A 13,068-nucleotide genomic window follows, 5' to 3' on the forward strand; every position below is an offset into this window, starting at 1 on the left:
GTCTTTATAAAGTTATTTTATATTCTGTTAGGTATTCTCAGCTGAATGAGAATTTAATATATGACTTATAGTAAATTTTTTCTGATTGTATTATGTATAAATCCTTCAATATTCCTCGTGTTTTCAAAGTTATGATGTAAATTCTCAATAATAAGTTGAATTAATTCATTAACCTCTTTTTCTTGAATATTATCTTGTCTAGATTGAAGTTCTTTGATTCGTTGAGTTACTCCATTTTGTAAATCAAAAAAATCTAGTAGAATTTTAAATGTCTTATCTGGACAGTCCCAAAATGGAGAATTGCCTTTTTGTTCATAATGTTGAATTAATTTGTGTAAATATGAGCTTTTACGAGCTGATGAACTAAACCGATTTACCCCTTTTTTTAATACATTAATATCAAATTGGCTTTCATTTTCTAGCTGTTTATGTAATAAGAAACGGATTAAATGTTCATTGAAGATTTTCTTTTCATCTTCTTCATTGGCAACATATTGATAAGGTTTTTCTTCACTATCAAAATACGCAATTTTACACAGGATTGGCTCAAGCCAGTTATTTTGATAAACAACAGCGATACCTTTTGGTAATTTAGCTATTTCTTCTAATTGTTCATCATTAACTCCAGCAGCTTTTCCGGCTAAACGGCGATCTGATTCGTCTGGTAAACGCATAATAATTTTCGTATTAGTATTTCGGATTGCAGAAATATCCACTGCATTTGGTGATTGATCTGCAATGATAAAACCTTCTCCATAAGTTCGCATTTCAGCAATCGCATTTGAAAGCATTTCAACCGATTTACCAGCAACATTAGAACCCTCTGAACTTTGTTCCGTTGAAGTGCGTTTTAAGATATTGTGGGCTTCTTCTAAAACTGTAATGTGTTTCAGAGGTTCATTCATTCCTGTTGCTGTAGCCATTCTATGTTCACTTAATCTCATTATTAAGATTCCCATAATCAGCGATTTTGTTTCTTGTGAACCGACACGGCTTAAATCAATAATGACATTTTCATCAAAGAGTAATGAGTTATCTAATTCATCAGCGTTAAAAATTTGACCATTTAAACCATTTGTTAATGATTTAATTCGAGTTGCTAATGCACCACTATAATTACTCTTCATTTCGCTTGAATAATTTGATTTTTCAATCACAATTTCTAATTGATGTAGCAAATCAACAAAACTAGGAAAACGATTTGGTGTTCTTGTTGTAGAAGAAATTAAATTCCAACCGCTGGCTTCATAGGCTGAAAGTATTGCATCTTTAAGTACTGCTGGCATCGCAGCATACATTGGCCAACAAACATTAAAGATCTCAATTAAACGATCAATATGTTCTAAAATATGTACTTCAGCTGGGAATTTGAATGGATTAATTTTTAGTAATTTGGCTTGTTTTGGATTTGTGCCGAAAACAGCAACATCTTCACGATGTCCAAATACATTTTTGTATTCCCCTTTGGCTGGCTCAATGACCATAAACTTCACTTCATTTTTATTGAATTGATCAAGTAATTGATAGACGGTATTACTTTTTCCAGAGCCAGTGGAACCTGTAACAAAAATATGACTAGATAGAGTTTGCAAATCTAAATTAACTACTTGTGCTTTTTCTGACCACAAATGGAAAATCTTACCTAATTCGACTTTTGGCTTATCTTTATTAGAAGAATTTACACTTCCTACTGCATCTATGACTTGAATTTTTCTTCCGAAAGATTTTCCTTCTAATACGGAAACCGTAGATGTAGAGCGACGTGGTAAACCTAGTTGAATGGCCATTTCTTTTCCTGAAACTAAGACCGCGGGCGTAAAAAATGGAATATCAACACCTTTTACAAAATTCCCTGACACTCTTGGATGAGAAAAATTCTTCAGCCATGTAAGTACTTCTTTTGTTTTGTTTGGATCTTGTTTATTCCATATTGTAAAGGCAAAATCTTCTGCACTTGATGTATTACCACGCATTAAGCTAAAAAACATACTGGCAAGTGCTTGTGAAGTGGCTAAATCCTCACTAATAAAATAAGCAGCAGAATTCCATCCGCCATAACGTCGTGCTTCATCAATACGCTCTAAGTTGTGATCCACCTTTTTCAACAATAGTTCAATGGTTTTATTCGTAAATTCAATCGAACGTTGCTTACTTGTACCAAGCGTGCGATTTACATTTCTTCCTGTTGTTGTTCCGTAACTATCAGTCGTTGAGGTAGTTTGGGACTGACTTTGGCTTTCATTGCTTCCTGTTGTTGTGGTAAATGTCGTACTCTTAGTATTTGTTTTACTGGCAAAAACGCCAATTGATGAAGTTGATGATATTGATGCAAAGTCGATACTTACTCCGCCAGTTATACTTCTAGAGTAATTTCCCCCCATTGAATATGCAACACTTGTACCAGTTGATTCAGAGTGCGATTCACTTGTTCCTCTGGTTTCAGTGAGACCTAAACTTTTACCAAGTGATTGACTAATGTTCTCACTAATACTAAGTCCTACACTATCACTTTCATTTTCACCATAAGATAAGGTTGTTTTTAATAATGGAGAAAGCTGGGTTGCTACTCCTTCATACCCTTGTTGAATTAAATCTAATTCCATAGTGTTTACAGGTTCTGCAAGAATTAATGCTTGATATATGCGTCCTTCAGCAGCATCAATAAAATGCTCTAATCCCTGCATAAAGTATTCACGTTCATCGGTAGATAAGGATGGAACACTGGTTACAGCAGTAATATTTTTATCACTTTCATCTAATTTATTTACTAATTCTTCAATTTCGTTACCATTTAATGAAACTAATTGAGTGCCTGAGAAATGTCCATTAATTGTTTCTTTCAGTAATTTTCCTGCTGCATTTCCTAAAGATTTTTTGGCTTTACCTTTTGTTCCTAGATAAATGGTTGTCTCTTTACCATCACTATTTAGAAATAGAAAGACAGAATGTCCGGCTGTACCTAATGTAGCATAGGTTGCAGTTAAACTTTCTAGCATTGATTGTTTATTTTCTAAAATAATACGTTCAATACGGAAAATGCGTATATCAGTTGCAAGATGAATACTTTCATTATGCACTAAAGGGAGTAATTCCTCATTGTTTAATGTTGCCAAATATTGTTTATTTAATAATTGATATGTACTATCTAATGAGGATTGTGTTTTTTGGCTAAGTTCGGCCAGTTTAACTTTATCAGACATTGATTTAATCTCCGTTTTTTAGATATAAGAATAAGGCTGTAGCTACAACTAATACGACTCCACCAATTAAACAAACAGTTTTTATAAAATCATTGTTGTTCTTAGGTTCATACAATGAGTTAGCCGTTTTTCTATTCTCTTTTCTCTTGATATCTGATTGTGTTTTATTAAATGTTTGTGAGCCATTATTCCCTTTTGATTCAGATGTATTTATTTTCAGTGTTGTACTCATTTCTGCTCTATTTATGCTAGATTGTGATCTATTGGACATTTGGAAATCAGGATCGCCTTTTTTCATCAACGTCTCACGCACGTTTAGTAAGTGTAGAATACGCTCTAAAGTAAAATTACGATTTAAGAAAACTTGCTGTTGGTAAAAATAATTTTTATTCCAATCATTTTCATCATCGCTAATTGGTGAAACATAGATACTTTCTTCAGCCTCTTCAAATACTGCGTTATTTTTCTCATAAACATAATAAATTGATGCTAGTACCGTTTCGATAGGAAGCGAAAAATTCTTCAAAATCGTCATTAATGCAGAACGAATATCAGATAAATCATTTTTATCTAATGCCTTTTTTAAATATTCAACGGGAATAAAGTCTGTGAGGTTTGGTCTTTTTTGTGTATCCATTGTTTTTTCTCTCATTTAGTTGTTTAAAATTGACCGCATATTTTTTTAAGTGCGGTCAAATTTCATCTAGAAAAATATTTATTCTTTATTTAAAATCCTTTCTTTTATATCTATCCTTTATAAAGCAATAACATCATCAATTTCTTTTTCAAACGCTTTAATTTTTTCCAGATTTTTTTCTGCTTCTTGAATTGCCTCTTTAAGATTTTTATCATCTCTCATTTTGGCTTCCATATCTTGACTGATGTTAGTCATTTGTTTAGCAAATTCTTCACTAATAAACTCACTAAAAGTGTTAATTTGCTCTTCAATATCCATTTCAGTTTTAGTGGCTACTAATCTAAAAAATGAGTTAAATTCGTTATCAAGCATAGGAGATATAACATCGTCCCAGGTAGTATTCGCATCGAAAATCTCTATTTCTTCGTAAATATCTTCAGGATCGTCCCACCAAGTGAATGGATTCCACCATACAGTTCTTGATCTTTCTCCGACTTTTACCTCTTCTGTTTGTGTTATTTTTTTAGCGGATTTTAATTTTTCTAAACTAAAGTTGTAACCAATGCTAGACATTGTTTTTTTTAGGTTTGCTAGTGGAACCTTAGGCATATTAATATTGCTGAAGAAAGCCTCAAGATGTTCTTTATAAATTTTTATCAATTCCTCTTGAATCTTATCTTGGGTATTTAAGACTAAATTTTCAGATTCTGAAATTAATTCAACTTTTTGATGTTCAAATTTATTACCAATTTGTTTAATAACTTCGTTAATCCCATGATCTGTTTTATACTTGCTTCTATTTTTATCAGATTTAAATGCTTCCCCCTCAAGCTCGATCATTTCACGAATCTGTGCTTCTAGCGTATTGATTTTATTTAATGGCTTAGCTAGTGAAAGTTTATCAGGATCTTTTTTAGCTTGATCTATTAGTTTATCTAAATCTTTTTCGGTGCTTTCTCTTATTTTTTTAGCATCTTTTAAGCTTTGTAGCGCATCTTTTATCTTTTCTCTTTGCTCCTGATATGATTCCAAGTTTTTTATAAGATCTTCTTTATTTCTTGCGATATTTGTTACATTTTTAAGGGCATCATAAGCACGGAAAACACGTTCAGGTATGCTATATTTATCAATATAGTTATCGATTACTGCTTCAATGGCTGGGATACCAGTGTGTAATAATGCGATATTCTCTTCATTCTGTAATTTTTGTTTCACTGGCGTACTTAATGGCATATATTTGGTGAAGTCAATGCCAATATAATTATCTTCTTTATCATCTAAGGCACGAAACTCCCAGTTTCTCAAGTCGCTCATTTCTGCACGACTCAAGGTAAAATTAAATTGACGTTTTCTAAGTAAAGAAGCATTTCTGGCACTAATTGGGAAAATTAAAGGATCAGCAATACCAAAACTTTTTATATAGTCTTTGCATTTTTCTAAAATAGATTGAATACTTTCGCCTTTCTCTTCATCAAAAGAATCTGCTTTATTTAATAAGAATAAGAAACGATCTTTATTCTGTACCCCACCTTGTTTCATTGTTTCTGCAATCATAGTTAATGTCTGTTTATCATCATTAATACCGATTTGTGTAGCATTTAACAAGTAACAAATTAATGGCTTTTTAGTATTATCTTGAATTTTTCTAAATGTTACGATCTCGTGATCTTTATCTTGGCTATTATTTGGACCGGGAGTGTCTGTTAAAATTAAACGAATGTTCTCTCTTGCATTTATACCAAGCACATTTCCTTCTAGTTTAATAATAGCGGTATCTTTATGAAGTTCGGTACTATTCCAATCCTTTAATATATTAAGAGTAACCTCATCAGATTTTTCTACACAATTTCCTGCTTTATCAATACGTTGCCCTTTAAACACGCCTTTATCTAATTCTTTATTATCGGTGATTTCAGCAATAATTGCGGTTGTTGCTTCATTTGCCGCGGGAAGTAGTTCACTCCCTAATAATGAATTTAAGAAGGTAGATTTACCTGCAGACATTGTAGCTGCAACATAAATATCAAAATCATTACTTAATGCTTTCTCTAAATTTTCTTGGGTTTTAGGTTGCTTCATTTGTTCTGAAAACAGTGGATGTTTTTCAGCTTTATGAATTAGATGCTTAATATCATTTAAACGGTTATCACTATCAGCAACTTTAATCCATTCAAATTTAATATTTGAGTTGGTTTTTTCAATATCTGCTTTTACATCAACTGCATCATTTTCAAGTCCTTTAAAAATAACTTTAAAGTTAGTGCCATTGAATAATTCATCTCCCACTTTTTTAAAGAATCCTTCAATCCAAAGTTGAATTCTTCGATTTACATAATTATTTAGGAAAATCTGTTCGTCAGGTTTTTCATCATTAATAAGAAATGTTGTTTTTATTGTAAACGGATTATGTTCGATATAAATGGAGTTCATAATTTTTCCTTTTATTTACTTAAGTTGATTAATCAAAGTTTTGCATTTTAATAAAGCCAATTTAAGCTTGTTAGTATAAAAATAGATTTACTCTTGTTTATTAGATAAGAAAAAATCTTTCTAAACTTTTTTTATTTTATTAAATGTATGATCTATTTTATTCTGTAATAAATAACAAATCTCACCAAATCCAGTATTATAATAATATTCTTTAATCTCTTTTATTGATTTGTTATTTGCTAAAATCTCATTATCTTCTTGAGAGAGATTAGTCTGTATGAATGATTGAGCTAATTTTCTATTTTTTCTTGATAGGCTTGATGCACCTTTAAATAAAAACTCTGGGGATTCGAGTAAAACAGATAAATCATACTTTTCACTTCTAGAAAAAACATCGCTATTTAGTAGTTTTTGAAATAGTAACGCCTGTTTTGCTGAGATTGTGATAATGTTTGGGAATTTAAATCCAATCTCGTTTAAGTATTTTTCAACATTCTTAATTAGTTGAACAATGCTTAATTCTTTTTCTGTATCAATTTCATCTGCTTTATTTAAGATAAAAATAATTTCTTTTTTGGTATCTTGTTTTATTGTATTATAGATTTTTTCTAATAATAATCGGTCATCATTAATACCGAACTGTGTGGCATTTAATAAATAAAGAATCAATCCATATTCCTTGTCATTAATGACTTCCATTGTTAATAACTCGTGATTATCATTTTGACTATTATTGGGACCGGGTAAATCATAGATTACTAATTCGGCACGAGTATTTTTAATAGTTTGGATATCGCCATCAATATTAATTTTTTTTATTTCAGGAGCTTTGTTCCATTTTTTTAAAATTTCTGCATTGATATTACGAGATTTTTCAACTAGCTTACCATCATAATTATAAGCAGAACCTGAAAAAAAACTTTTATTATCTTTATCGTGGATACGTGTAATGGTTGCTGTTGTAGCTTGATTAGCTGAATGTAATAATTCCGTACCAATAAGGGCATTGATAAATGTCGATTTTCCTGCACTCATTGTGCCAACTACGATTACCTCGAATAGATTTCTTTTCATTTACTTTATATTTCCTATTTACTTTCCATTTTATTTAAGTATTGTGCTAAGTTATTTTGCAATTCTATTTGTAAGTTTTGTGGGCTGATGATCACAAGATGAGGAATCCAATATTGCACAATCGGTAAAATATCTAATGGATTTACATTTTGAGCAGCAAGCAGTAACTCACCATTTTCTAGCTTATGCACTAATTTTTGATTAGGGAGTAAGTTACGACGCAGGAAAAAAGGTGAAGCAAAAGCTGACACTTGAATGACAACTTCAGCAATCATATTTCCGTGCGAGAGTGAATCATTCCTTTTAATTTCTTCGATAAATTGCTGATTTGGGGTAAAGGTTTCTGCAAGTACCTCTAGCTGACTAATTTGAGTAAAGCAAAAGGTTTTTTGTTTGTTGTCTTGATGTTGATCGGTGCCAATTAGATACCAGATTCCATTTTTGTTAGTCAGTGAGTAGGGCGCAATTTGGTAAAAATTTGTTTGCTGAGTGGTGAGTTTACAATATTTAAATGAAATAAAATTATTGTTGCTAATGGCTTGTTTTAATTGATTAAATTGTGCTTGAAGATGTGATACATCTTCATATTGAAAACCTTTAACTAGCACCGACTGAGTTAATTTTTCTTGGTAAAAGGCCTTATCGACACTTGGAAAAAGATTGGAGATACTGGCGAAAAGGGCAAAACGTTGGATATCTTCTTCGGTGAGAATATCCAATTTTTGGCGGTCTAGTTTATAAAATCTTGGTCCTAGCTCTGCCCAAGGAAGAAAATTAAGGCGTTCGTTGATATCACGTTGTAAGGTTCTGATCGATACATCAAAATCCTCTGCTAACTCATTAATATCAAGACGTTTTCCCAAATTGAGCTGGGATAAAATTATGCTTAAGCGTTGTGCAAGCTGATGCGTTTTCTTCATAACTTTTCACTTATGGGCTATTCATTAAAAGTTATTTTAAATTAAGTTAAAAAAAGACTTGCGTCAGGTTGTGTCGTCCAATAAAAATTTTTTCGCTTTTCGCTTTTCGCTTTTCGCTTTTCGCTTTTCGCTTTTCGCTTTTCGCTTTTCGCTTTTCGCTTTTCGCTTTTCGCTTTTCGCTTTTCGCTTTTCGCTTTTCGCTCAAAAATAGATTTGTAATAAATATGATATTAGATGTTTAGGATCTAATGTAAGTATGTTCCGCTATTTATGTATAGAAGTCAATATCTATTATTCTCTCTTTATTATAAGGAGAGGGAACAATGCTTGATAAAGATGAACAGCTATTACTTACAATAGGTCAAGCGATTGCAAAATATCGTCAAGCGGTAGGATTGACTCAAGCACAGTTGGCAGAAATTTTAGATATTAGTAATGATGCGGTGTCAAGAATGGAACGAGGCAAGTCTGTACCTAATATTTTGCGTTTATTAGAATTATCAGAAATCTTTCATTGTGAAATTGCGGATTTATTAACAAGTAGTAGTAATCGTTCAATGGATCAAGCAAGACAATTAGAACAATTATTGCACGGTTTAGATAGTTATGAACGCGCAGAATTAATCACAATTATTGAGCGAATGTTAAAATGGAAAGCCTATTCTGAAAAATAAAGCCCGTGTTTTGATACGGCGATTTTCTATTGCGTATTATCTAAATGCTCTTCTAATAATTCAATCGCTTCTAAACAACGGGTACGGCGTTGTTCTGTGTGGCGGATAAGTTGTTGAAGCTGTTGTTTTTTTAATTCGTTTTGTGTTTGGATATATTGATCTTGTTGGTGAGCGATTTTTTGGTTTAATGCTTGTAAGGCTTCGTAATATTTAGCTAATCGTTCTCTTGGTGGAAGGCGATGGATGGCGTGCTGTTGTTTGTTTTGAGCTGATTGTGGAGAAGGATTAGTAAAGGTTTTTTTATCTCTTCTTTTGTGTTGTTTGAGGGCATCTAATAAGGCTTGCAGTTGGGCGAGCAGTTTTTCAGTATAAAATTGACACTGAGTGTATTCGTTTTCTTGCAGGCGTTCTATTTGGGCGAGTGTGTTGTTTAATTCTGCGCGATAAAATTTGAAATGTTGAAAATCTTCACTAAATAAAGTGCGGTCAAATTTTGCATAGATTTTTTGTGTGTCTGATACAGGATATTGTTGGTAGCATTGTGCTATTTTTTGGCGTAATGCTTGAATAAGTTGGGTTTTGTTCATCTTTCTGTTCAATATTTATTTAGTGAGATTTACGCAGTGGAAAATTATCGCATAAAAAAGGACATCTTGTGATGTCCTTTTACTGCTTATTTTGTGTATAACATAATTTATAAATACATTGCAGCAATCCAACCAAAAATAATGAGTGGGATATTGTAGTGAATAAAGGTAGGGACAACGGAATCCCAAATGTGATCGTGTTTGCCGTCCATATTTAAGCCTGATGTTGGGCCTAATGTAGAATCCGAAGCTGGTGAGCCTGCATCACCAAGTGCCGCTGCGACACCAACAATAGAGACCGTTGCAAGTGGGCTGAAGCCAAGGGTTAAGCAAAGTGGCACATAGATTGAGGTAATAATTGGTACCGTTGAGAAAGATGAGCCAATGCCCATTGTGATAAATAATCCAACGATTAACATTAAGAATGCGGCTAATCCTTTATTGTTTGCGCCTAAGCCTTGGCTGAAGGTTTGAACTAATTCAGTTACGCCACCTGTGGCATTGATCACCGCTGCGAAACCTGAGGCTGCAATCATCACAAAGCCAATCATTGCCATAAGGCGTAAGCCTTGTTGGAAAATATCGTTACTTTCTTTGAGTTTGAAAATACCACATAGGGCAAAAATGACTAAACCAGCTAAACCGCCAATAATGGTAGAATCGGTAAACAACTGTAAGCCAAAGGTAACCACAATCGCAATGAGGCTTGCGATGATGTGGAAAGGTTTAATATTTGCAATATGCTGTTCAATTTCAGCGGTACTAAGTGTTTTGTCTGCCACCGCATATTCTCTCGGTTTGCGATAAGTAATAAATACCGCCGTGAGCAAGCCTAAGATCATTCCGATAACAGGTAAGCCCATCGCAAGAGAGACTTCGCCAACACTAGTGTGTAAGCCTAGTGGTTCGCCAACCTGATTAATATTTTTTACTAAAATACTTTCAATAAAGATTTTCCCAAATCCCACCGGTAAAAGCATATAGGTTGCGGTTAAACCAAAGGTTAGCACGCAAGCAACCGCACGGCGATCTAGCTTAAGTTTATTGAAAATAGCTAAAAGTGGAGGGATAACAATGGGAATAAAGGCAATATGCACAGGCAATAAGTTTTGTGATGAAATAGAGAAAATCACAAGCACGGCTAAAATAAAATATTTAAAGCCTGCCATTGAAAGCCCTGTTGGCGAATGGCCTAATTTTTGGATAACTTTAAAGGCAAGGAGATCGGTGATACCCGATTTCGAGATTGCAACAGCAAAAGCACCTAAAATAGCATAGTTCATTGCCACTTCGGCACCGCCACCTAAGCCACCTGTGAAGGTTTGAATTGTTTGGCTAAGATCAAGATTACTGCATAAACCAGCCGTTAATGCGGAAATAATCAAGGCGATAACCACATTGATACGCAATAGGCTTAATGCAAGCAATACAATGATCGAGATAACAACAGGGTTAGAGAGTAACATTGCATAGTCCTTATTCAAAATAATAGAAAAAATAAATAAAAAAATTACCGCACTTATTCTGTGATATGGTGAGGGAAACCACCAAGTTGTTTAAGGTGATTGACCATATAACAGAATAATTCCGTTGTGCGTTCTGTATCATATAAAGCTGAATGTGCTTGTTTATGATCAAAGGGGATATTTGCCGCTTGGCACGCTTTTACCAAAACAGTTTGTCCAAACATAAAACCACTTAAGGTTGCGGTATCAAACATTGCGAAAGGGTGAAAAGGGTTACGCTTTGCCTTTACACGTTCTGCCGCTGCCATCAGAAAACTTTGGTCAAAGGTGGCATTATGCGCCACAATAATTGCACGTTGGCATTCTGCTTGTTTTTGTGCTTGACGAACCATTTTGAATAATTCACTGATTGCGATATTTTCGGAAATTGCCCCTCGCAATGGGTTATCAATATCAATGCCATTAAATTTTAATGAGTCTGGGTTAATATTCGCCCCTTCAAACGGCTTAATATGAAAATGACATTTTTGGTCAGGGATCAGTAACCCCTCATCGTCCATTTTTAGTGTAATCGCGGCTAATTCTAATAACGCATCTGTTTGTGGATTAAAGCCTGCGGTTTCTACATCAATCACAACAGGGAGATAACCACGAAAGCGGTGCTTTAATAAATTATAGTTTATCGGTTCTGTGGGGGTATCAGTCATCATATTATTTATTAATAAAAAGTGCGGTGTAAAATTTAAGTGAAATTTTCACCGCACTTTGTATAACTCTTAAGGGGTTAATTGCCTAAGCCAGCTTGAGCGTTTTTATTTTCGATAAATTCAATTTTATAACCATCGGGATCTTCAACAAAGGCGATCACGGTTTTTCCGCCTTTTACAGGGCCGGGTTCACGGGTTACTTTACCGCCAGCTTGACGCACGGCTTCACAAGTAGCATAAATGTCATCAACACCAATAGCAATATGACCATAGGCATTACCTAGCTCGTATTCATTGACGCCCCAGTTATAAGTCAGCTCAAGAACGGAAGACGTCTCTTCATCACCATAGCCAAGGAATGCAAGGGTATATTTATATTCGGGATTCTCACTGGTACGTAGCAAACGCATACCTAATACATCTTGATAAAATTTGATTGAACGATCTAAATCGCCCACGCGTAACATTGTATGTAAAATTCGCATTATTTATCCCCTTATTTGCTTAAACGAACAGGCATTATGCCATAGCGTGAATAAAAAAGCATTATACAGTTTAGGCTTTATAATCCCTTGCCCCAAAAATTGCCGTTCCGATGCGAACCATTGTTGCGCCATATTCAATGGCACAATGCAGATCATCAGACATTCCCATCGAAAGGGTATCAATTTGACATTCAGGCAACGCCTGCTGTAATTGCTGGAATAACTGTTGCATTTGTTGAAATGCGTGTTTTTGCTGTGCAATATCGGTGGTCGGTGCGGGAATTGCCATTAACCCTCGTAAACATAAGTGCGGTAAGTTTTTGATATGCTCTGCGAGAGGCAACATTTCCGTAGGCTGAATACCTGATTTGCTTTTTTCATCACTGATATTTATCTGAATAAGGACATTCAGTGGTTTTTTATAATGAGGGCGCTGTTCATTTAAACGATCTGCAATTTTGCTACGATCAAGGGTTTGCATCCAATCAAAATGTTCTGCAACAAGACGTGTTTTGTTTGATTGCAATGGACCAATAAAATGCCATTCTAGATCTAAATGGTTGTCAGCAAGCTGTTGAATTTTTTCTACCCCTTCTTGGACATAATTTTCACCAAATTGACGTTGTCCAGCTTGATAAGCCGTAAGAATGGCTTCGACCGGTTTTGTTTTGCTCACAGCAAGGAGGGTAATTTCTGCTGAATGACGTTGTGCTTGTTGGCAAGCGTGCTGAATATGTTGTTGTACCTGTTGCAAATTATGTTGAATATCCATTGTCGGGAATAACCTATTTTTTATAAACCTTAAGGAAATATTCTATATTATTCATTTTCTATTTGACAAGGCGTGAAAATTTCGGTATTTCTAACAGCACATTTTTTATTAAGAAA

General features: G+C 34.0%; 11 protein-coding genes. 1 reads left to right on the top strand and 10 read right to left on the bottom strand.

Going from position 1 to position 13,068, the window contains the following annotated elements; all coding sequences use genetic code 11:
• Positions 1 to 65 precede the first annotated feature (65 nt).
• The 5 genes from L4F93_RS07400 to L4F93_RS07420 form a co-directional block, all read right to left on the bottom strand.
• Complete coding sequence (locus tag L4F93_RS07400; protein ID WP_250349691.1) at positions 66 to 3,200, bottom strand: ATP-binding protein; 3,135 nt, start codon at positions 3,198 to 3,200, stop codon at positions 66 to 68.
• Between the two features lie 4 nt (positions 3,201 to 3,204).
• Positions 3,205 to 3,837 (bottom strand): hypothetical protein, encoded by a 633-nt coding sequence (locus L4F93_RS07405; RefSeq protein ID WP_250349692.1) that lies wholly within the window; start codon positions 3,835 to 3,837, stop codon positions 3,205 to 3,207.
• A 117-nt stretch (positions 3,838 to 3,954) separates the two neighbouring features.
• Entirely contained in the window at positions 3,955 to 6,267 is a 2,313-nt protein-coding gene (locus L4F93_RS07410; protein WP_250349693.1) for a dynamin family protein, read from the bottom strand.
• Positions 6,268 to 6,387: 120 nt separating this feature from the next.
• Entirely contained in the window at positions 6,388 to 7,341 is a 954-nt protein-coding gene (locus tag L4F93_RS07415) for a dynamin family protein (RefSeq protein WP_250349694.1), read from the bottom strand.
• Positions 7,342 to 7,355: 14 nt separating this feature from the next.
• Entirely contained in the window at positions 7,356 to 8,261 is a 906-nt protein-coding gene (locus L4F93_RS07420) for a helix-turn-helix transcriptional regulator (protein WP_250349695.1), read from the bottom strand.
• Positions 8,262 to 8,584: 323 nt separating this feature from the next.
• Between L4F93_RS07420 and L4F93_RS07425 the strand changes: the two genes are divergently transcribed.
• Complete coding sequence (locus tag L4F93_RS07425) at positions 8,585 to 8,935, top strand: helix-turn-helix domain-containing protein (protein WP_250349696.1); 351 nt, start codon at positions 8,585 to 8,587, stop codon at positions 8,933 to 8,935.
• 26 nt (positions 8,936 to 8,961) lie between these two features.
• Here L4F93_RS07425 and priC read toward each other — a convergent pair whose 3' ends face one another.
• The 5 genes from priC to L4F93_RS07450 all read right to left on the bottom strand — a co-directional run bounded on the left by priC (position 8,962) and on the right by L4F93_RS07450 (position 12,952).
• Positions 8,962 to 9,522: a primosomal replication protein PriC gene (gene priC / locus L4F93_RS07430; protein ID WP_250349697.1), complete on the bottom strand. Its 561-nt coding sequence runs from the start codon at positions 9,520 to 9,522 to the stop codon at positions 8,962 to 8,964.
• Between the two features lie 107 nt (positions 9,523 to 9,629).
• Positions 9,630 to 10,988 carry a Na+/H+ antiporter family protein gene (locus tag L4F93_RS07435; RefSeq protein ID WP_250349698.1) on the bottom strand — a complete coding sequence of 453 codons (1,359 nt, stop codon included), beginning with the start codon at positions 10,986 to 10,988 and terminating at the stop codon, positions 9,630 to 9,632.
• A gap of 53 nt (positions 10,989 to 11,041) precedes the next feature.
• Positions 11,042 to 11,695 (bottom strand): ribonuclease T, encoded by a 654-nt coding sequence (rnt, locus tag L4F93_RS07440; RefSeq protein WP_250351661.1) that lies wholly within the window; start codon positions 11,693 to 11,695, stop codon positions 11,042 to 11,044.
• Between the two features lie 77 nt (positions 11,696 to 11,772).
• A complete protein-coding gene (gene gloA, locus L4F93_RS07445; RefSeq protein ID WP_250349699.1) occupies positions 11,773 to 12,180 on the bottom strand; it encodes a lactoylglutathione lyase in 408 nt (135 codons plus the stop codon).
• Positions 12,181 to 12,250: 70 nt separating this feature from the next.
• Entirely contained in the window at positions 12,251 to 12,952 is a 702-nt protein-coding gene (locus L4F93_RS07450) for a YggS family pyridoxal phosphate-dependent enzyme (protein WP_250349700.1), read from the bottom strand.
• Between the last annotated feature and the right edge of the window lie 116 nt (positions 12,953 to 13,068).

The organism is Avibacterium sp. 20-132, from assembly GCF_023611925.1.
In the GTDB taxonomy this organism is placed as follows: domain Bacteria; phylum Pseudomonadota; class Gammaproteobacteria; order Enterobacterales; family Pasteurellaceae; genus Avibacterium.